This window comes from Pseudomonas thivervalensis (genome assembly GCF_001269655.1).
GTDB classification, from domain to species: domain Bacteria; phylum Pseudomonadota; class Gammaproteobacteria; order Pseudomonadales; family Pseudomonadaceae; genus Aquipseudomonas; species Aquipseudomonas thivervalensis.
Genome location: NZ_LHVE01000013.1, coordinates 52,060 through 71,285 on the forward strand (window position 1 = coordinate 52,060; position 19,226 = coordinate 71,285).

19 protein-coding genes and 1 tRNA gene are annotated in these 19,226 nt (G+C 58.6%); 9 read left to right on the forward strand and 11 right to left on the reverse strand.

Translation table 11 applies throughout. The features are described 5' to 3' along the window. Positions 1-122: 122 nt before the first annotated feature. The gene (locus AD659_RS18060) at positions 123-1,232 is read left to right on the forward strand and encodes a S1C family serine protease (protein ID WP_082343583.1); all 1,110 of its coding nucleotides are present in this window, start codon (positions 123-125) and stop codon (positions 1,230-1,232) included. Between the two features lie 34 nt (positions 1,233-1,266). Here AD659_RS18060 and AD659_RS18065 read toward each other — a convergent pair whose 3' ends face one another. Next, positions 1,267-1,827, reverse strand: a complete 561-nt coding sequence (locus AD659_RS18065; RefSeq protein ID WP_053123714.1) for a GNAT family N-acetyltransferase — start codon at positions 1,825-1,827, stop codon at positions 1,267-1,269. Positions 1,828-1,992: 165 nt separating this feature from the next. On the opposite strand from AD659_RS18065, the gene AD659_RS29400 reads away from it, so the two are divergent. From AD659_RS29400 to AD659_RS18080, 3 genes are all read left to right on the forward strand, one after another. Beyond that, positions 1,993-2,493, forward strand: coding sequence for a DUF3916 domain-containing protein (locus tag AD659_RS29400; protein WP_082343584.1), 501 nt, complete (start codon positions 1,993-1,995; stop codon positions 2,491-2,493). Beyond that, positions 2,493-3,446 carry a DMT family transporter gene (locus AD659_RS18075; RefSeq protein WP_167352835.1) on the forward strand — a complete coding sequence of 318 codons (954 nt, stop codon included), beginning with the start codon at positions 2,493-2,495 and terminating at the stop codon, positions 3,444-3,446. The genes AD659_RS29400 and AD659_RS18075 overlap by 1 nt, the downstream gene beginning before the upstream one ends. A 98-nt stretch (positions 3,447-3,544) precedes the next feature. Then, positions 3,545-3,895 (forward strand): DUF7079 family protein, encoded by a 351-nt coding sequence (locus AD659_RS18080; RefSeq protein WP_053123717.1) that lies wholly within the window; start codon positions 3,545-3,547, stop codon positions 3,893-3,895. A 47-nt stretch (positions 3,896-3,942) separates the two neighbouring features. Here the strand turns inward: AD659_RS18080 and AD659_RS18085 are convergent, their stop codons facing one another. The 4 genes from AD659_RS18085 to AD659_RS18100 all read right to left on the reverse strand — a co-directional run bounded on the left by AD659_RS18085 (position 3,943) and on the right by AD659_RS18100 (position 7,844). After that, positions 3,943-4,899 (reverse strand): 2-hydroxyacid dehydrogenase, encoded by a 957-nt coding sequence (locus tag AD659_RS18085; RefSeq protein ID WP_053123719.1) that lies wholly within the window; start codon positions 4,897-4,899, stop codon positions 3,943-3,945. A 32-nt stretch (positions 4,900-4,931) separates the two neighbouring features. Beyond that, the gene (locus AD659_RS18090; protein ID WP_053123721.1) at positions 4,932-5,690 is read right to left on the reverse strand and encodes an SDR family oxidoreductase; all 759 of its coding nucleotides are present in this window, start codon (positions 5,688-5,690) and stop codon (positions 4,932-4,934) included. 21 nt (positions 5,691-5,711) lie between these two features. After that, positions 5,712-6,410, reverse strand: coding sequence for a fumarylacetoacetate hydrolase family protein (locus AD659_RS18095; RefSeq protein WP_053123722.1), 699 nt, complete (start codon positions 6,408-6,410; stop codon positions 5,712-5,714). Positions 6,411-6,512: 102 nt separating this feature from the next. Beyond that, complete coding sequence (locus tag AD659_RS18100; protein WP_053123724.1) at positions 6,513-7,844, reverse strand: MFS transporter; 1,332 nt, start codon at positions 7,842-7,844, stop codon at positions 6,513-6,515. A 564-nt stretch (positions 7,845-8,408) separates the two neighbouring features. On the opposite strand from AD659_RS18100, the gene AD659_RS18105 reads away from it, so the two are divergent. Then, on the forward strand, positions 8,409-9,341 hold the full coding sequence (locus tag AD659_RS18105) for a helix-turn-helix transcriptional regulator (protein ID WP_053123726.1): 933 nt from the start codon (positions 8,409-8,411) through the stop codon (positions 9,339-9,341). Between the two features lie 21 nt (positions 9,342-9,362). On the opposite strand, the gene AD659_RS18110 is transcribed toward AD659_RS18105, so the two are convergent. The 3 genes from AD659_RS18110 to AD659_RS18120 all read right to left on the reverse strand — a co-directional run bounded on the left by AD659_RS18110 (position 9,363) and on the right by AD659_RS18120 (position 11,693). Continuing rightward, positions 9,363-9,590 (reverse strand): zinc ribbon domain-containing protein, encoded by a 228-nt coding sequence (locus AD659_RS18110; protein ID WP_053123728.1) that lies wholly within the window; start codon positions 9,588-9,590, stop codon positions 9,363-9,365. 160 nt (positions 9,591-9,750) lie between these two features. After that, positions 9,751-10,233: a nuclear transport factor 2 family protein gene (locus AD659_RS18115; protein WP_053123730.1), complete on the reverse strand. Its 483-nt coding sequence runs from the start codon at positions 10,231-10,233 to the stop codon at positions 9,751-9,753. Between the two features lie 263 nt (positions 10,234-10,496). After that, positions 10,497-11,693 carry an MFS transporter gene (locus AD659_RS18120; RefSeq protein WP_053123732.1) on the reverse strand — a complete coding sequence of 399 codons (1,197 nt, stop codon included), beginning with the start codon at positions 11,691-11,693 and terminating at the stop codon, positions 10,497-10,499. Positions 11,694-12,083: 390 nt separating this feature from the next. Here AD659_RS18120 and AD659_RS18125 point away from each other — a divergent pair, with 390 nt between their 5' ends. Continuing rightward, positions 12,084-12,605, forward strand: a complete 522-nt coding sequence (locus tag AD659_RS18125; RefSeq protein WP_153043891.1) for a hypothetical protein — start codon at positions 12,084-12,086, stop codon at positions 12,603-12,605. Between the two features lie 285 nt (positions 12,606-12,890). Here the strand turns inward: AD659_RS18125 and AD659_RS18130 are convergent. Beyond that, a tRNA-Ser gene (locus tag AD659_RS18130) sits at positions 12,891-12,980 on the reverse strand. A 309-nt stretch (positions 12,981-13,289) separates the two neighbouring features. Between AD659_RS18130 and AD659_RS18135 the strand changes: the two genes are divergently transcribed. The 3 genes from AD659_RS18135 to AD659_RS18145 all read left to right on the forward strand — a co-directional run bounded on the left by AD659_RS18135 (position 13,290) and on the right by AD659_RS18145 (position 16,146). After that, a complete protein-coding gene (locus AD659_RS18135) occupies positions 13,290-13,979 on the forward strand; it encodes a crotonase/enoyl-CoA hydratase family protein (RefSeq protein WP_053123736.1) in 690 nt (229 codons plus the stop codon). Between the two features lie 337 nt (positions 13,980-14,316). Further along, entirely contained in the window at positions 14,317-15,039 is a 723-nt protein-coding gene (locus tag AD659_RS18140) for a 1-acylglycerol-3-phosphate O-acyltransferase (protein ID WP_053123739.1), read from the forward strand. A gap of 135 nt (positions 15,040-15,174) precedes the next feature. Next, positions 15,175-16,146, forward strand: coding sequence for a magnesium and cobalt transport protein CorA (locus AD659_RS18145; protein WP_053123741.1), 972 nt, complete (start codon positions 15,175-15,177; stop codon positions 16,144-16,146). Between the two features lie 102 nt (positions 16,147-16,248). On the opposite strand, the gene AD659_RS18150 is transcribed toward AD659_RS18145, so the two are convergent. Further along, complete coding sequence (locus tag AD659_RS18150) at positions 16,249-16,983, reverse strand: amidotransferase (RefSeq protein WP_053123743.1); 735 nt, start codon at positions 16,981-16,983, stop codon at positions 16,249-16,251. A gap of 88 nt (positions 16,984-17,071) precedes the next feature. After that, positions 17,072-19,216 (reverse strand): 3-hydroxyacyl-CoA dehydrogenase NAD-binding domain-containing protein, encoded by a 2,145-nt coding sequence (locus AD659_RS18155; RefSeq protein ID WP_053123745.1) that lies wholly within the window; start codon positions 19,214-19,216, stop codon positions 17,072-17,074. Positions 19,217-19,226 lie beyond the last annotated feature (10 nt).

Genomic DNA, 19,226 nt, shown 5'->3' on the forward strand with positions numbered 1-19,226 from the left:
TGCCCGGATGCCGCTCGTCTCAATCAGCCTGGCAGCGAAGTACCTGGTTGTGGTTGGACAGGATGATGGCCAAATAGTACCGTGCTTGAACCCAGCTAGACGCCACGAACTCAGAGAAGCCCATGTCGACAAAATGCCTTGCTGCAATACTGGTGCTCTCCCCTCTCCTGGCGTCTTGCGTCAATCCGATGTACAGCGCCGCCGAGCGAGCCGAAACGGCGGAATACCTGCGCAAGGTCAAAGATCCGGCGACCTACTACGCCATGGATTGTGAAACGTTCCTGGCGACCAAACAGGGCTGGGAAAAGCATCCGAGCATGGCGGGCGATCCCGTTAACCTGGTGATCCAACAGGTCGCCAGACAACGCGATTGTTCAGTCGGTAGCGCTGCGGCGCCAGCTGCCGCTGCGGTGTCGCCCGGGGCGTCCACGGCAATGCCCGCATCGGTACCTAATCAGTCGGGGGCCTTGGGCCTGCACATCACCAGCGTTACACCGTCCGTGGCTCAGCAATTCGGCTTAGCCACCGTCAGCGGTGTATTGGTCGTGAGGCCAGTGCCAGGAAGTGGCGCGGAAAAAGCAGGCATGTTGACCGGCGATATCGTTTTGCAAATTGCCGGGACTCCGGTCAACAGCCCGGCCGAGCTGACCGCTGTCGCCAGCCGTATTCGACCTGGTTTCGCGGCGCCGCTAAAGGTATGGCGCAATCGGGCGCCCATCGACGCGCTGGTGGAAATAGGCGAATCATCGGGCTTGGCACCCTCGGTAGCGCTTGTGCCTCCGGCGGCCGCTGCGCCGAAGCTCCCCTTGGCCGCGCCCGTTACATCGCCTGCGAGCAATAGCGCGGCCAATACTTCGTTCTGTTTTGCCCTGTTCGAGGCCAGACAAGTCCAGGGGCTGAGCGACTATCCATCAAGGGGCCTCATCACCGCCGTCTGGCAAGGCCCGGCACTGAGCGGCACACCGGCTCGTCTTGCCATGCCAGAGTTCCAGGCATTCACACGGGCCCAGGGCTACGACGTGAAAATGCAACCGATGTTCTGCCAACCCATTGGCGCCAGCGAGCAGTGCCAGGCGCTGGGCTCGGAAAGCTTCATGCTGACCACTCGCAGCTTTACCACGATGGTCAATTGCACTGAAACCTTGCAGGGCGTAGAAACAACGCGCGGTCTACTGCTCAAACAGTGGCCTTATCTACAGACCACGGCGTGGCGTCCGTTGGCGAGTCAATAGCTGTCTCGATGGGTTGTTCTGGCCGGCGCGGGAATCAGGTGTTCGATGAAGCTTTCGCTTTAAGCCACGCCTCACGCGTCATTTCCCAGACCTCTTTAAGCAACGGCCCACAGACAAACTCCCCCTGCTGCGTCCCGATCATGCGCATGCCTTCGCGCTCCGACACCCGGCGCGAAGCCAGGTTGCCCACTGCCTTGGACACTTGCATGACAGGGCGTTCCAGGGTTTCAAACCAGTAGGCGTTGATCACCTCGCAAGCTTCGCTCATGTAGCCTTGTCCCTGCCATTGTGGGGCCAGCCAGAAACCTCGATTGTTGCCAGGCTCGTCGTACAAATGGATGCTGCCGATGATCTGTGTCGGATCCTCGGCAATACGAATCATCCAGTGCCACTCGCGACCGGCGGCAACAGCAGGGAGCGCATGGTCGCGCACATAGGTCTGCGAGCCGTCGCCCGGGTAAGGCCATGGCACGCGACAGCCTAGGTAACGGACCACTTCCCAGTGTGGGAATAATCGTTGAATCGCCGGTGCATCCCTCAGTTCAAGGGGAATGAGGATGAGGCGGCGGGTTTGGAATGTGGGGATGGGGTCCATGATGAAGATTCCTTTTCAAACGTTATGGCGTCCTGCGCAAAGGATGCTGCCAGCGTCGGGCGGAAAAACCAAGTTGCACACTCACCCACGACGAACGCCAATCACATCGTTTCGCGGCCTACACTGGGTTCACTCAGTACGATTGAACCGCATAAGGATATCGTCTTGCGACAAATTGCCCTCAGCGACAGAAAACTCCGAGGTATCCCCCGCCGTCTCCGTGCGCTGGAGCGCTGGGCCGCGAAATTTAACGGCCATTTCTATCCTCACCGCCATGAAAGCGAGCGCTACACGCATTGGAAAATTCCAGTCATCAACTCACTCGTTCAAGGTCCACAAGCACAGATCGAAGTGCAGTCCTTCTGTATTCAACAGTTGCTCGAAGCAGCCGCCCATCTCTCCCGTGCGGCGGATCGCAACCAAGGCTACTACCGCGTCGCCTGCCTGCTGGTTTGGCCCTGGGTGCACCAAAGTGAAGTCACGGTATTCTACGACCGTGATTACTACTTGAGCTTCCTGGGACAGCGCAACACCCTTGCACCACTGCGCTTGAGCGACCGACTTGCCTTGGATGTGCCCGAATCCTTCATCGAGCATGGGCACGATGTAACCCAGAGCGACGATGAAGTCGACGTTCATTGGTGGTGCATCGGGGAACCTGCGTGATAGTGAAGACCCACTCAAACCTCTTCACCGGACTGGCCCTCGCGGTAGTCGCGACGCTGAGCTGGGCGTTGAACTTCATTGCGCCCTACGTCACCGGCGACTACACGATCTATGACTTGATGATCGTGAGGTTCTTGATCGCCGGTGCCCTGGGCCTGGGTGTCGTGCTGCTCTATCGGAGCCAGCTGCGGCTGCTGCACCGCAATCAGGTGCTTCTGGCCGCAGGCCTGGGCGTAGTCGGCTACCTCGGCTACAGCGCCTGCATCGCCGCCGGCATCATCTTCGGCGGGCCGGTACTGACCCCGGCGTTTATTGGCATGGTGCCGGTCTTGCTGGCATTGCTGGGCAACGCCACGACCAAAACCCTCCAATGGCGCAAATTGGCGATCCCCCTGGTTTTTTTGACGGTTGGACTTCTGCTGTCGAATCTCGGCGCAGTCCATCAACCCGTTGCAAACGATGGCTCGTGGCTGATGGGCTTGTTGTTTTCAATCGGTGCCGTGGTGTTGTGGCTCGCGTTCAGTTGGTTGAACCAGCGCGCCCTGCTAACGCTGCCACCCCACGCCGCAGGCGCATGGACGGGCCTGATGATGGCTGGCGCCGGAGTCGGCACCTTGTGCTTGTTGCCAGCGGTACAAGCACTCGACCTGCTCAAACTCCCGAGCCTGGGTTTTAGCGTTTCCGTTGCGCGGGATTTATACCTCTGGGGTTTCGTGATTGCGCTGATGTCATCCGTTGTCGGGGCCTGGGCCTGGAACGCCGCGTCCCGGCGTTTGCCCATGGTGCTTTCCGGGCAATTGATCGCCTTGGAGTCGCTGTTCGCGACGCTACTTGGCTTGTGGTTTCATGGTCGGCTGCCGACACTTCTGGAGACGTCAGGTCTTGCGGCGGTGCTTGTTGGGGTGATCATGGCGGTGCGGATCATCCTCAATTCCCGCAGATCGAAAACTTAGCCTGTCCCTGATCGGGATGGATTTTTTTGAAACCACCTATAGCGCTCGTCAACTACGCTACCAACCACCACTCGGCCCTTGCATACTCCGAGACAAGAATGAACCCTGTCGACCCAACCCGCCTGAAAATCTGGCAGGCCCTTTCCTCGCTCTTCCTGGATACCGAGATCGACGGCCTGACCTACGACTACATCGCTCGCGTCGTCGTTGAAACCGGTTATTCACCCAAGGACATCCACGACATCCTGTGGAATGAAGTATTCCCGGTGCTCGAATCCAACCTCAGGTCCGTCGCGGGCGAATGGGCGGGATGGACGGACCAGTGGCTGCTGGAGTACCTCACGGCAAGTGATGGGATTGAGCCCAGGAAAGGCAGTGGCAGCATTGCCAAGGAGATCGCCAGGTGTTGGAGCCAGGTCGCGACGCGGCTCCCACCTGGATACGACTGACGTAATTGCATCGCCACTTCAAGCTTCCTCCCTGAAGTGGCTCCCGTTCACCCCGTCACACACCCCTGCGGCACCTTCCCAGCAAAACTATCCACCAGACTCGCCACCACCATCTCCCCCATCCGCGTGCGGGTCTGCAACGTCGCACTCGCCCGGTGCGGTTGCAGCACCACCTGTTCATTGCCAAACAACGTCTCGGGCACGTGCGGTTCATCGACGAACACATCCAGCGCCGCACCGGCGATTTCTCCGGCGGTCAGCGTCGCCACAAGGTCGGCCTCGTTGACCAGTTTGCCGCGGGCCACGTTGATCAAGTAGCCGCCCTTGCCCAGCGCTTGCAGCACCTCGGCATCGATGAGGGCATCAGCCTTGTCAGCGGCGGCCGCGAGGATCAGGGCATCGCTGTCGTGGGCCAGTTGCTTGAGGTCGGCGACGAAGGTGTAATTCACATCGCTCATGGGTTGCAGATCGGTATAGCGAATCGGACACCCGAACGCGGCGGCGCGTGTCGCGACGGCGCGACCAACCCGGCCCATGCCGACGATGCCGATGCGCATGCCGGACACCTGCCGGGCCAATGGCAGCGGAGACAGTGGCGTCGGGCTCTGGGGCCATTGGCCGGAGCGCACGTAGCGATCACCGGTGCACAGACCCCGGCACACGGCAATCAACAAGCCGATCGCCAGGTCGGCGACATCTTCGGTCAGCGCGCCGACGGTGGCCGTGACGCGGATTCCGCGATCCCTGGCGTAGGCCAGGTCCACCGCATCGGTGCCCACGCCGTTGACCGCGACCACTTCCAGTTGGGGCAGTTGTGCCATGAGCGCCTGGCTGATGCCGGTATGCCCACCGGTGATCACACCGCGAATGTTGGCGCCGTGTTCTTGTAGATAGGCTTGTTTGTCAGCCTGTTCGAAATAGCGCCGCACCGTGAACAGTTCGTTGAGCCGGACATTGATTTCAGGGATCAGGATTGGGCTGAGCTGCAAGACTTCTGGCTTCATGTAGACCTCGTAACGGAATGGAAAAGACTGGCTCAACCACGACCGGCAAACGGCATGGCCGTGGCCATGACGGTCATGTTCAGGACGTTGGCCGACAACGGCAGGCCGGCGATGTAGCGCACCGCATCGGCGACGTGCTTGACGTCGACCATCGGCTCCACCGCGATGCTGCCGTTGGCCTGACGCACGCCCTGGGTCATGCGCACGGACATTTCGGTGAGGGCGTTGCCGATGTCGATCTGGCTGCAGGCGATGTTGTATTCGCGCCCGTCCAGGGCCAGGGATTTGGTCAGCCCCAGCACCGCGTGTTTACTGGCGGTGTAGGCGCTGCTGAACGGCCGTGGGGTGTGGGCCGAAATCGAACCGTTGTTGATGATCCGTCCACCCTGGGGCTGTTGCCGGCGCATCAGGCCGAAGGCACCACGGGCGCACAGGAAAACGCCGTTGAGGTTGGTGTCGATCACGTTTCGCCATTGCTCGAACGTCAGCTCATCCAGCGGCACGGCGGGCGCATTGACGCCGGCGTTGTTGAACACGACGTCCAGGCGTCCGTAGGCCTCGGCGATGGCGGCAAACAGCGCATCGACACTGGCCGGATCGCGCACATCGGTGGGCACCGCCAGGGCTTCACGCCCCTCGCAGGCCGCCAACTCGACCAATGTCTGCAAGGGCTCGGGGCGGCGCCCGGCCAGCACCAGCGTGTAGCCGTCTGCCATCAGGCCCAGGGCCACCGCTCGGCCAATCCCGCTGCCGGCGCCAGTCACCAGAGCCACTTTCAATGTGTTGGACATATGGATTCTCCCTGCTCGAATTCAGTCAGATAAACGCGGACCGACGCGCATTTCCAGTTTGCCGATGCCGTCGATGCCGGCCGTGATGACATCGCCCGGCTGCAGCACATCGACGCCTGCCGGGCTGCCGGTCATGATCAAGTCGCCGGCCCGCAGCGCCACCGATTGGGAGATGCGGGCGATCACTTCACTGACCGACCAGATCTGGCTGTCGAGGCTGTCGCGCTGGCGCTCTTCACCGTTCACGTTCAGCCACAACTCGCCTTCGGGGTGCCCCGCCCGCGAGACCGGCACGATGGCTGTCATCGGCGCGGCACCGTCGAACACCTTGGCGCCCTCCCACGGCAAACCGTTGCGCTTGGCCAGGCGCTGGACATCACGCCGGGTCAGGTCCAGACCCGCCGCGTAGCCCCACACATAGGCCAGCGCCTGGTCCTCAGGGATGTTGGTGCCGCCCTCGCCGATGGCCACGACCAATTCGATTTCGTGAGCGAACTCCTGGGTCATCGGTGGAAACGTCACGCCACCGACCGCGTCCACCACACAACTGGCTGGTTTCATGAAAAACACCGGTGGCACGCGGGATTCACCCTGGGTATCGGGCCAAGGGTAGTTGCGACCAACGCAAAAGACCCGGCCAACGGGAAAACGCTGCGCAGTGCCAACAACCGGCAGGGTCACTGGCAAGTCCGGGGTAAAGACATACTCGGGCATGTTCATCCTGGTAAAAGTCCTGATAGAAACGTCAGCGTACGGCGGCAATCCCTGGCTAAGTTGGAGGAATGCCGCCTCGTGTTGGAGAAAAACAGCTTTTTTCCGGGCTCAGCGCGCCTTGAGTTCAATGCGATACAAACGGCCAAGCAGCAACGAATAGGACAAGGTGCCAATCAGCGCCACACCGCCGATGAACCAGAAGGCCAAGGCAAATGAGCCGGTCTTGTGGACAATCGCGCCAATTACGATGGGGGTGACGATGCCGCCGATGTTGGCCGCCAGGCTGGTGATCCCGCCGGTCAGCCCGATCAGTTCCTTGGGCGCCACTTCCGACACCGCCGCCCACGAGGACGAAGCGATGCCCTGGGCGAAGAAGGCAATCGTCAGCACAGCGATGCAGATCACGTTCGAATCGGTGAAATTCACCAGCACGATGGACATGCCCAGCATCGAGCCGACCACCAGCGGCAACTTGCGGGCAAAGGACAGCGAATAGCCGCGACGGATCAGCAGATCGGAGACGATCCCGGCGAGCAGGATCCCCACCGTCGCGCCCACGAACGGCAGCACGGCAAAGATCCCGGCCTTGATCATGGTCAGTTGACGCTCTTCGATCAGGTACGTGGGGAACCAGGTGAGAAAGAAGTACAGCGCCGAGGTGCTGGCGAACTTACCGATACAAATCGCCCAGACCTGCCGATAGCTGAACAGCTCGGCGATCTGCCGCCAGTTGAATCGGGTGCGCTCCTGGCTGCTCTTGACCAGCCCGCCCCCGGCCTCGATGTACTTGAGTTCTTCCTGGCTGACTTTCTTGCAGTTCATCGGGTCGCGATACAGGCACAGCCAGGCCACACCGAAAACGATGCCGAGTGCACCCGTGCTGTAGAACACATGGCGCCAGTCATAAGTGGTCGCCAGCCACAGCAGCGCACCGGTAAACAGCGCCGTGCCCAAGTACTGGCCGCAGACGTAAATGCTGCTGGCCAGGCCCCGCTCACGCGCCGGGAACCACACCGTGACCGCCCTACTATTGGCCGGAAACGCCGGTGCTTCCATCGCGCCGACCGCCAGGCGCAGGCCAAACAGCGAAGCGAAGCCCGTGGCAAAGCCCTGGCACACGGTGACGGTCGACCAACTGATCAGCGACACCCCGTAGGTGAACCGGGAACCGAAGCGATCGGCGATGAACCCGGCGGGCACCAGTGCAATGGCGTAGGTCCAGGCAAACGCAGAAAAAATCAGGCCCATCTCGATCTTGTCCAGGCCCAGGTCCTTGGCGAGGAACGGCGCGGCAATCGAAATATTCACCCGATCGATGTAGTTGATGATCGTCGCGATCAGCAGCAACGACAGCATGAACCAACGCCGCCGCGACGGCAGGCGCTCAGGTACCACGGCGTCCCGGGCGCTGGCAATTTGGGAGGTGTGGGAGTTCGACATGGTGGACCTCGTTATTGTTAGAAGCGTCGAAATGTTTACGAGCAGCCGAAATCAATGCCCTCGATGCCGGGGCAGAACAATCGCTACAGGAATGAGAGGCGTGAACAGCCGGTGTCAGGTGTTCAAAGAAGCCTTGCAACAAGATCTGTCGCAGGAACAGTCGGGAGGGTCAGCGTGAAGCAGGAACAAGTTCATGATGTGCGCACCTTGGATTGTTTTTGGAGGGAGGGTCGGGTTGCGTGGCCCCAACAGTGGTCGTACAACTATTCAAAATCAACTGAGGTGTTAGATCATTTTTCCCGGTCTAAACCGTGTCGAAGAAACCTGTCCAAAAAAACAAGATCACTGAGTTTTTTAAAACTGTTTTCAGCTTTCTAATAACTGCCTGTTTTTAAAAGATAAATCCTGAAAACACGAATTTGTCGTTTTGGACAAGCAACCGCCATCCTCGGACTACAGAAAATTCAGTCCAGACACCTTGTCATCGTATAACACCTTGAAAATCGGCCAGATGCACCGTCACAATCGTCGTCACCGCCATGCCACGCAAAGGATTCCCAGGAGATGTCATCACCGAGCCGAGTCCCCACCTATGTCATGCAGCAACGCAGCGAATTGACCGACTTCTATATCCGCGACAAAAAAGGACGACGCGCGGAAACCAGCCCGCATCGCCATGAGTACTTCCAGATCCAGATCAACCTCGGCGGCGACACCGTGCAACACATTGGCAATGTCGAACGGCCGTTTCCGCGCAATACCCTGGCCTTCATCCTGCCCCACCGCGTGCACGTGATTCCGCACCCGGCGGACAGCAATTTCATCGTGATCAACTTCTCCCAAACGTTCCTGCTGCCGCACTTGCAGTGCGATCCCATGGATCTGGAGGAGGTTTCGATCCTGTTGGCGCCGGAACTGTCGCCGTTCCGTTTTCAAGAACATCTGGACTTCATTCTCGGCGACGACGATTTCGCCAAGGTATGCGCATTGATCACGCAAATGCGCGCACTGGACGAGAATCGACAATTCGGCACCCGCGAGATGCTCAAGGGCTTGTTGCTGCAACTGATCGGCAGCGTCTGCGCCTTGTACGCCGAGCCGCTCAAGCGCCTGGCCGAAGAGAATGCCGCCGAAGTCAGCCGACGCGATGCGCTGGGCAGGATGTCCGAGTACTTGCGCAAGAACATCGCCGACCCGGACCTCAACCTGATCAAAGTGGCGGCGGCGACCTACCTGTCGCCGACGTACCTGACCCACTGGCTGCGCAAGGAAATCGGCAAGACCTTTACCGAACTGGTGCTCGAACGTCGGATGCATGCGGCGCGCAATTACCTGCTCAATGGCACACGGCCGGTGGGCGAAGTGGCGAGGTTGTGCGGGTTTGCCGACGAGGCTTATTTTTCCAGGCGTTTTCGCCAGATACATGGACAGCCGCCGGGGCAGTTCAGGCGACAACAGTTGAATCCGGACAGTCCGCAATTGCCGTTGAATACCTAAGCCGACAATTGCGGATACCGGTCATCGCAAGATCAACACCGCCGCCACAGCAATCACGGCCACTACGCCAAAGACCATCCGCGCGATCCAGGGCGCGGTGAGCCAGACGCCGGTCACCCCGGCAATCTGCCCCACGTTCTTCTCGGTCAGGCGGAAACTCGGCTCCCGGAAAGGATTACCGCAATGTGGGCAGGCGTAGGCCTTGTCGGAAATTTTGGAAGCGCATTCAGGGCAATCGATCAGACTCATTGTGCGACCTCAGGGAGAGACGAACTTGGGGTACTGACAAAGACCACGCATTTCCGGTTTTTGTTCTGAATCGAGCAAACCTTTTGAAGAGCACGCTACGCAAAAGCGAACTGCTTCACAGCCAACAAGATAGTCCAACGCAAATGTTTCGGGCGAACCGCTACTGTGCAGGTTTTACGCGCCGAATAAGGTCGTCCAGCACGTAAGTGTCCAGAAAGGCTGTGACTTCAGTGATCTGACCGTCCTTGAAGGTCATGTGCCACAGGTAGCTGTTGTTGTAGGGTTTGTGATCAAGCGCCGTGGCTGTTCCGTTCCACAGAACAACCACGACATCATTCTGAGCAACGATACTTTGCACCGTGGGGACAATCGGCGTTGCCAGTCGCGCGGTGATCGGCCGCACGATTTGGGCCAGCTCAGCCTTGCTGTTATAGACACCGGAAACAGGACTCGTCCCGGCCACGGTCCATTTCGCATTAGGCGCCAGTAGATCGAACACCGTGCCTTTGCCTTGCTGCCAGTTAGTGAACGCCTGGCGGACCAGAGTCGCATTCGCGTGCTGGGTGTTTTCCGAAGCCCAAACGTTGTTCGTAAAAAATATAAAAGAAAGTGCAAGCGCCTGGACGCGCCAAGCGAAATTCATCCATCTGGTCATGATGTTCTCTCACGGCATTGCAGTTGATAAGACGCTCTTCCAGAAGAACCTTAACGGCATGTGCCCAGAAACCTTTGCCCGATACTGCTGTGAGGTTGCCTGATGCTGTTCAGTGGCGAAGTTCCACGAACAGCCGTTCATCAAACAATTTGCCGTGCCTTTCTGCCTTCAGTCTTAGCGACCTTCTTGCGCCTGTGCTCAAACTCCCACCCTCACCGGGAAGCTATCGCACGCCAGGGGAGAATTTTCATTCAGAGAGAGGCTGGTTTCCAGAATCGCCCGGCCAGCCAGCGGCTGACACTCAAGGCCCAGGCAAACAGAGCGATCAATCCGACACTCAGCAGCATCCCATTCACGCCCGTGCTGCTGATGAGCTTGCCGGCGATAAAGGGAAACCCGAATACGCCAATGAAGTAGGACAGGCTGAAAAGCAGTAGTGCTTGTGCGGTCAGTCCAGGTGGCGCCTCGTTGGCAGCCAAGCCATTAATGACCGAATAGTTGAGACCATAACCGACCCCAAGCAAGGCGGCGGTCAACCCATAACTCAGACTGTCATGGACCCACACACCGAACCCCGTCACGGCGACCAACATCAGAGTGGTCAACAGGCAAGAGGTCGCGAAAGGGTCACGGCTGACCACCCACCCGGCAATCAACAACCGACAAGCGATAGCCGCCCCCATGAAACCGACGAAAAACAGGGAATAGTCAAGCCCCTGACTGGCTGCATAACTGGTCTGGAAACTGCCCAAGCCGCCGAAGATCGCGCCTCCCAGCCCTACCATCAAAATGGACAACGCTGAACGCGAGCGCAACACGCCCATCGCCGATCTCAGCCCCATCCGAGCCTTATCGCCAGACCGGCGCTCCAACTCGGCGAAGCCCGTTCTCAACCACCAAAAATACAAACCACCCAGCAATGCCGCGACGGCGGCAAAGAAGAAAGCCGTCTGGAGGGGTAACCCAACGGAGCTGGCCAACTTGCCTGAAAGAGGGCCACTACCGATCCCCGTCAACATGCTGCCCGACAAAAGCGCGAAGCAATGAGTCCGCCTGGCTGGCTCGACCATCGCCGCCACCATGATGGGCCCAACCGTGTAGAAGAGCCCCCATCCGATCCCCAGCATCAAACCGCAGGCCAACAGACCGATGCCAAGGCCCGACAACAGTGCAAACCCCATGGACGCAATCACCAGAAATACAGCGCCAAGGGCCATGCACGATGCAGCGCCTACGCGTTGCATCAAATGCCCTGAGACCACCACCGCGACCAGGGTACTCGTCATGGCAACGGCAAAGACTTGCCCTGCATCGCGCTCAGTTCCTCCCAGGGATGTCACCAGCAGCGAGACCAGGAAGGTGGAACCATAAGAAATGGATAGCAGAAAACTGGCGACGCAAAACAGTCCGAAGCGATTGGAGAGCCTGCCGTTGGAGAGCAGTGGCATCGGAGTTTTTCCACGTGTTGGACAGGATGTTTTGTAGCACGGCTATACACGGGGATAGTCATTGTGATGGTGGAGTCAAGGTTAGGAAATTCGCACCTTTTCCGATTGTGCTTTTGGGCGAGCAAGACCCCTATATATAGACTTTTCAGACTGACAATTTGCGCAAGCGCTCCCATGGCAGTCCCATGAATTCTGCCGATGGCGCCAAGCTGAGATCGACACAAAATGATCGCTAACCAGATAAATCCCCCTGCACAGCGGCAACTCAAGAAAGGTCGGACTACACTGGCCAAACTGCAGAAAAATCGTTTTCCGCACCGGACATCCACCTCGTAGCGTGATGCGCGAAGCTAAAATGCAGTCAGTCAGGGGGTGCTACAGGATGCGAACGTGCAGCCATTGACCAAGGGAATGCTTGCTGCATCGATAAAGCATCTCCAACAGCTCAAACCCCATTTCAATCAAGGAGGTGATGCGATGGTACGTTCCTATAGGTGGGTGCCCAAACAGTATGCCCCCATAGCTGTTGGGAGCGGTTTGGTGTCCCATAATGAATCGGCAATGTGGATATTCAATCTTACAAACACCTACCGACCTTCAAATAATATAAGCCATGGCGCAATTCTTATAGCTTATGATCTAAGCGATTTCGCCAACCTTAATATTACGACCAGAGAACTGATCAATTTCGAAGCTGATAGTTTTGAAGGTGAAGGCGCTCACCCGAGGCAGGTGATCATTAAGAATAATGAACCTGGAGCCTACGGTTTGGGGAAGATGCGACAGAAGCTGACAAATTTTCACACTACAACGAGGTACGCAAAAAAAGCAGAAGTTGCCAAGGCGCTTGGCTTAAAACCAGTGGAAGTAAATGATAACTATAAACCGGCAGGTGGCTGGCCGCCGGCATAACGGCAGATTGCGATATACGGATAATGGCTGTGGCGATGCAAATGGGTGCAGTATTGCGGCATGAATGCCTCTAAGTAGACACACGACGTGGCAGTTTTTGGCTGATTTCTACCTGTTACGACTAATCGAAATCAACCCACTGCTTTTGGGTGATTCACTGCCTATCATGGTTCCAGGAAACCCTGTCCGGTCCCAAACTGATCCCATATGGCCCTTTTTCAGGCACCAAAAACCACAAACCCCCGACTTTCTCTAGGAAAATCAGGGGTTTGTGTTTGTAGAATGTGGCGGTGAAGGAGAGATTCGAACTCTCGATACAGTTTCCTGTATACACACTTTCCAGGCGTGCTCCTTAAGCCACTCGGACACTTCACCGTATCTCGGCAAACTGTTCAGTCTGTCGAGGCGCGCTAATGTAGTCGAAAGCTTTTCCGATGGCAAAGGTTTTTTTCAGAATTTTCATGCGGTTAAGCTTGGTCGAGCATTTCAAACGCACTTAGGCATGGCAAACCGGCCAATCTCCGGGGCTGTATAGGCAATGCTCTATATGATGAAGGCTTGGCGGGATGGGCGGGCCAGGCTGTTTGTCGGGCTTGGGGCTGACCGGTGAGTCAGTCACGGTGCTTTACCTGGCCTGCGGCGGTGGGTAACGTCTGCGACACTTCTCTTACAAGGAATAGCGTCATGAGCGACTTGATTGCCTACCATCTCGAAGACGGTATCGCGACCCTGACCTTGAACAACGGCAAGGTCAATGCCATCTCGCCGGATGTGATTGCCGCGTTCAACGATGCGCTGGACAAGGCGACGGCGGATCGGGCGGTGGTGATCATTACCGGACAGCCAGGAATTCTGTCGGGTGGCTACGACCTGAAGGTGATGACCGCAGGCCCCAAAGAAGCGGTGAGCCTGGTCACGGCTGGCTCGACGCTGGCCCGTCGCCTGTTGTCGCACCCCTTCCCTGTCGTCGTCGCTTGCCCGGGGCATGCGGTGGCCAAGGGTGCGTTCCTGCTGCTCTCGGCGGACTATCGCATTGGTGTGGAAGGGTCGTTCAGCATTGGCCTGAACGAAGTGCAGATCGGCATGACCATGCACCACGCCGGTATCGAGCTGGCCCGTGACCGCCTGCGCAAGTCGGCGTTTCACCGTTCGGTGATCAATGCGGAGATGTTCAATCCCCAGGATGCGGTGGATGCGGGTTTCCTCGACAAGGTGGTGTCGGCCGAGGAACTGCAAGGCGCGGCCCTGGAAGCAGCGCGTCAATTGAAGAAAATCAACATGTCCGCCCACAAGAACACCAAGCTGAAAGTTCGCAAGGCCCTGCTGGAAACGCTGGACAGTGCGATTTTGCTGGATCAGGAACATATGGGCTGACGCTTGTAGGAGCTGTCGAGCGGAGCGAGGCTGCGATCTTTTGATCTTTCGCTCCGGACTCAATTGGTAATAGGAAGATCGCAGCCTCGCTCCGCTCGTCAGCTCCTACAGGGCCAGCAGGAGCAAGCTCCCTCGCCACAGGTTCAGCCCTTCCCTGGAGCTGGGCTTTTTCCCACATGCACCGTTTAAAAATCATCAACCGCTCTAGGCCGCTTCTGTCGCGCCGTGCGGAAACATGCGCTTAAACATCGTCCATTTCCTACCTCTACAGGGGCAATTGCCGAAAACAGTGCACGTCCGTACACTGCGCCACCTTTTGTCCCGATGGGGCCTGTTGATGCTGTTTGTACTGCGTATGTTGCTGATGGGCCTGCATTTTGTTTTGGCGGGTGTGCTCGGGGTGATGCTGGGCCTGTGCCGACCGTTCAACCCGGACAACAGTCGTTTATGCGCCAGGTTGTACGCGTTGCCAGCCATGTGCATTTTGCGCCTGCGGGTCCGGACGCAGGTCGACACGCTAGTGGATAAGCCCAATGGCTGCGTGATCATCGCCAATCACCAATCCAACTATGACCTGTTCATGTTCGGCAACGTGGTGCCGCGCCGTACCGTGTGCATCGGCAAGAAGAGCCTGAAATGGGTGCCGCTGTTCGGGCAATTGTTCTGGCTGGCCGGTAACGTGTTGATCGACCGCGGCAATGCGATCAAGGCGCGACAGTCCATGCTGACCACCACCCATACGTTGCAGCATGAGGACACCTCGATCTGGGTTTTTCCAGAAGGCACACGCAACCTGGGCGAGGACCTGCTGCCGTTCAAGAAAGGTGCGTTCCAGATGGCAATCGCCGCCGGAGTCCCGATTATTCCGGTGTGCGTCAGCAGCTACATCCAGCACATGCGCCTCAATCGCTGGCGCAGCGGTGACATCCTCATACGCTCGTTGCCGGCGATTCCTACGGTCGGATTGAGCATGGATGACATGCCCAGGCTCATCGCCCAATGTCGCGAGCAGATGCGCGAATGCATCGCGACAATGGACCGGCAATTACAAGCCGCCTGAATGGAAAACCCGCCCCTCGGCGGGTTTTCTTTTGCCGCAGAACTCCGCAGATTTTGCTGACTCTCAAGCTGCAGGGCGCGTTAAGCTGAACGCTGCCTGCCACTGCCATTTTCCAATAAGAAGTGAACCACCATTATGGGTAGAGTCGTTGCTGCTGCGGTTTACAGCGCCGGTAAGAAAGTCACCAATATCACCCTAGACGAAGGCAGTGCCTGGGCTGCCAAGCCTGGTCACTTTGTATGGATCGGTCTCGAAGAACCCAGCGCCCTGGAGCTGACCAACCTGCAGCGTCAGTTCAACCTGCACGAACTGGCGATCGAAGACGCTATGGAGAAACACAGCCGTCCCAAGCTGGAGACCTTTGGCGATGCGCTGTTCATCGTCACGTATTCGCCGATACGAAAGGACGGCAAGCTGGAATTCATCGAAACCCACATCTTTGCCGGCAAGGGCTACGTCATCACGGCTCGCAACGGTCATTCGGCGTCCTACGCCCACGTCCGGCAGCGTTGTGAGGCACGTCCTCTTTTACTGAAACACGGGGAAGATTTCGTCCTCTACGCCATCCTTGATTTCGTGATTGAAAACTACCAGCCCGTGGGTGAAGCCATTCACGCCGAAATCGATGAGCTGGAGCGCAACGTCTTGTGCAGTTCCCTCAACGAACGGGATATCCAGAACCTGCACAGCTTGCGCCGCGACGTGTTGCGCCTGCGTCGCTATGCGGCGCCAATGGTGGAGATCAGCGAAGAGTTGCAGCGACTCGACTTCCCTTTCATCGACAAGAACATGAGCCCCTATTTCCGCGACGTGCAGATTCATGTCACGCGGCAGATGGAAGACTTGGCAACCCTGGCCGACATCGCCAGCCAGACCATCGAAGTCGGCGTGCTGCTCGAAGCGTCGCGCCAGAGCTTAGTGCAGCGCAAGTTCGCGGCGTGGGCGGCGATCCTGGCGTTTCCCACGGCAGTCGCCGGGATCTATGGGATGAACTTCGAAAATATGCCGGAGTTGACCTGGCACTATGGGTATTTTCTGGTGCTTGGATTTATCGGCGTGGGGTGTACGGCGTTGTGGGCGAGTTTCAAGCGGTCGGGGTGGTTGTAGGCGAGTGTTCTTCAGTCGGATGTGTGGGGCACTCATCGCGAGCAGGCTCGCTCCCACAAGGGAATGGATAGACCCCACTCCCACATTAGACAGCGGTGATCGCTAGGCTTGGCTGGCTTCAGCCTGCGGCTTGTGCGCAACGAAACGCATCATCCACTCCGCCACCGTGGTGCCGTGATGCTCGTAGGCGAGGCTCGCTACGCCCTGGCTGTAGATCTGCTCGCCGAGGTGCTGCTGTCGAATCTCCAGCAAGGCCCGGGAATAATCGTGGATGAATTCCGGGTGGCCCTGGAAGCACAGCACCTGGTCGTTGATGTGGTAGGCCGCGAACGGGCAGAAATCGCTGGAGGCGATGACGGTCGCGCTTTCGGGCAGTTCGGTGACCTGGTCCTGATGGCTGATCAGCAAGGTCAGTTCTTCCATCACCGGGCTCATCCACGGCGCCTTGGCGGCGAGTGTGTAGCGATGGGTGCCGACGCCCCAGCCTTGGGTGGCGCGTTCAGTCTTGCCGCCCAGCAACAGCGCCAGCAGTTGATGACCAAAGCACACGCCCAGCAGTTTATCGCCGCGCTGGTAGCGCTCCAGCAGGTAGGTCTTGAGGGTTTGAATCCAAGGGTCGGTACCAAAGGAATCCGCCTTGCTGCCGGTCACCAGATAAGCGTCGAACGCCTCGTCATCATTGGGGTAATGCCCCTCCATCACGTTGTGCACGATGAATTCGGCCGCGATGGGCTGCTGTGAAAACAGGCGCTGGAACATCTGCCCGTAACCCTGATATTGGTCGACCAGTTCCGGACGCAGGATATCGGTTTCCAGAATGCAGATGCGTAGCGACATAAAAAATACCTGACACGTGATGGGAATATTGCACACCCCAGAGCCTGCCCTGAAACATGGTCCCAAGGCAAGTCCCTTACCCAGTCTGTCAGAACAGTTCGTGCCGGGCGGCTTTCTCCAACAACAAGGCCGGCGGTGAGAAGCGCTCGCCGTATTGCTCGGCCAGGTACTGGGCACGACCGACAAAGTTCTGCAGTCCGTATTGGTTGATGAACTGCAATGCACCGCCGGTCCAGGCGGCGAAGCCAATGCCGAAGATCGAGCCGACGTTGGCGTCAGCCGTCGAAGTCAGCACACCCTCCTCCACGCAGCGCACGGTTTCCAAGGCTTGGATGAACAGCAGGCGATCACGGATATCCTGCGGCGAAATCTGCCCTTCGGCTTGCTCGAAGCGGCTCCTTAGTTGCGGCCACAGGTACTTTTGGCCATTGGCCGGGTATTCATAGAAACCGCCGCCGGCGGCCTTGCCCGGACGCTTGTATTCGTTGAGCAGCAAGTCAATCACGGCGAACGCTGGGTGATCAATCGGCGTTTTCCCTTCTGCGCGCAGGTCCTTGGCGGTTTGCGTGCGGATATGGCTCATCAGGCTGAGGGAAACTTCGTCAGAGATCGCCAGAGGCCCGACCGGCATCCCGGCCTTGCGCGCTTCGGTTTCGATCATCGGCGCACTCACGCCCTCGCCGAGCATGGCGATGCCCTCGTTGGTAAAGGTGCCGAACACCCGCGATGTGAAGAAACCGCGACTGTCGTTGACCACAATCGGCGTCTTGTTGATCTGCAGGACAAAATCGAAACCCCGGGCCAGGGTAGCGTCACTGGTGCGCACGCCCTTGATGATCTCCACCAGGGGCATTTTTTCCACCGGGCTGAAGAAGTGCAGGCCGATAAACTTCGTCGGGTCCGGCACGGCCATGGCCAGACCGGTAATGGGCAAGGTCGAGGTGTTGGAGGCGATCACCGCATCATCGCCCGCCACCGCCTGGGCGGCGGCCGACACGCTGGCCTTCAGGGCACGATCTTCGAATACCGCTTCGATGATCAAGTCGCAACCGGCCAGGTCCGCGTTGCTGTCGGTGGGGTGAATTCGCGCCAACGTGGCTTCGCGCTGCTCGGCCGTCAGTTGGCCGCGGGCAACCTTTTTATCCAGCAACGTCGCCGAACGGGCCTTGCCCCTCTCCGCAGCCACCAGATCGACATCCTTGAGTACCGCCGTGATGCCGGCCACGGCGCTGACGTAGGCAATACCCGCGCCCATCATGCCCGCACCAAGCACGCCGACTTTTCTTGTCAGATAAGGCGCCAAGCCTTGTGGGCGAGAACCGCCAGCCTTGATCTCGTTGAGCTGGAACCAGAAAGTACCGATCAGGTTCTTCGCCACCTGGCCGGTGGTCAGTTCGGTGAAGTAGCGGGTTTCAATCAGGTGGGCGGTGTCGAAATCAACCTGGGCACCCTCCACCGCGGCGCAGAGGATCTTCTCCGGCGCAGGCAGGCAGCCCTGGGTCTTGTTGCGCAGGATCGACGGGGCAATCGCCAGCATTTGCGCGACTTTCGGGTCGGACGGCGTGCCCCCCGGCAGCCGATAGCCCCTTGCATCCCAGGGTTGCACGACACTGGGGTTGGTGAGAATCCAGGCCCGGGACTTGGCCAGCAGTTCGTCACGATCCTTCGCCAGCTCATCGATCAAACCGGCCCGCAACGCCTGTTGTGCATTGACCTTCTTACCCTCAAGCAAATACGGCAGGGCCTTTTCCAAGCCGAGCAGGCGCACCATTCGCACCACCCCGCCGCCGCCCGGCAGCAGGCCGAGAGTGACTTCCGGCAAGCCAAGCTGCACCGATGGCAGGTCCAGCGCCACACGATGATGGCAGGCCAGACAGATCTCCCAACCACCGCCGAGGGCCGCGCCATTGATCGCCGCCACCACGGGCTTTCCCAGGGTCTCCAAGGCACGCAGTTGCGCCTTGAGCAGCAGGACCATCTCGTAGAACGCCTTGGCCTCGGGCTGGCCGACCTTGACCAGTTCATTGAGGTCACCGCCGGCAAAAAACGTGTGCTTGGCCGAGGTGATGATCACCCCGGCAATCGAGTCCTTTTCAGCGTTCAAACGGGCGACGCAGGCGGCCATGGCCTCGCGGTAGCGCGCGTTCATGGTGTTGGCGCTCTGGCCCGGCATGTCCAGGGTCAGGACGACGATCCGGTCCTGGCCGATTTCGTAACGGATAGCAGCGGTCATAAGTGTTCCT

Bases quoted from the DNA above. Each gene is read 5' to 3' on its own strand.
- AD659_RS18060 (WP_082343583.1), top strand. From the start codon at position 123: ATGTCGACAAAATGCCTTGCTGCAATACTGGTGCTCTCCCCTCTCCTG.
- AD659_RS18065 (WP_053123714.1), bottom strand. From the start codon at position 1,827: ATGGACCCCATCCCCACATTCCAAACCCGCCGCCTCATCCTCATTCCC.
- AD659_RS18080 (WP_053123717.1), top strand. From the start codon at position 3,545: ATGAACCCTGTCGACCCAACCCGCCTGAAAATCTGGCAGGCCCTTTCC.
- AD659_RS18085 (WP_053123719.1), bottom strand. From the start codon at position 4,899: ATGAAGCCAGAAGTCTTGCAGCTCAGCCCAATCCTGATCCCTGAAATC.
- AD659_RS18090 (WP_053123721.1), bottom strand. From the start codon at position 5,690: ATGTCCAACACATTGAAAGTGGCTCTGGTGACTGGCGCCGGCAGCGGG.
- AD659_RS18095 (WP_053123722.1), bottom strand. From the start codon at position 6,410: ATGAACATGCCCGAGTATGTCTTTACCCCGGACTTGCCAGTGACCCTG.
- AD659_RS18100 (WP_053123724.1), bottom strand. From the start codon at position 7,844: ATGTCGAACTCCCACACCTCCCAAATTGCCAGCGCCCGGGACGCCGTG.
- AD659_RS18105 (WP_053123726.1), top strand. From the start codon at position 8,409: ATGTCATCACCGAGCCGAGTCCCCACCTATGTCATGCAGCAACGCAGC.
- AD659_RS18110 (WP_053123728.1), bottom strand. From the start codon at position 9,590: ATGAGTCTGATCGATTGCCCTGAATGCGCTTCCAAAATTTCCGACAAG.
- AD659_RS18115 (WP_053123730.1), bottom strand. From the start codon at position 10,233: ATGAATTTCGCTTGGCGCGTCCAGGCGCTTGCACTTTCTTTTATATTT.
- AD659_RS18120 (WP_053123732.1), bottom strand. From the start codon at position 11,693: ATGCCACTGCTCTCCAACGGCAGGCTCTCCAATCGCTTCGGACTGTTT.
- AD659_RS18135 (WP_053123736.1), top strand. From the start codon at position 13,290: ATGAGCGACTTGATTGCCTACCATCTCGAAGACGGTATCGCGACCCTG.
- AD659_RS18140 (WP_053123739.1), top strand. From the start codon at position 14,317: ATGCTGTTTGTACTGCGTATGTTGCTGATGGGCCTGCATTTTGTTTTG.
- AD659_RS18145 (WP_053123741.1), top strand. From the start codon at position 15,175: ATGGGTAGAGTCGTTGCTGCTGCGGTTTACAGCGCCGGTAAGAAAGTC.
- AD659_RS18150 (WP_053123743.1), bottom strand. From the start codon at position 16,983: ATGTCGCTACGCATCTGCATTCTGGAAACCGATATCCTGCGTCCGGAA.
- AD659_RS18155 (WP_053123745.1), bottom strand. From the start codon at position 19,216: ATGACCGCTGCTATCCGTTACGAAATCGGCCAGGACCGGATCGTCGTC.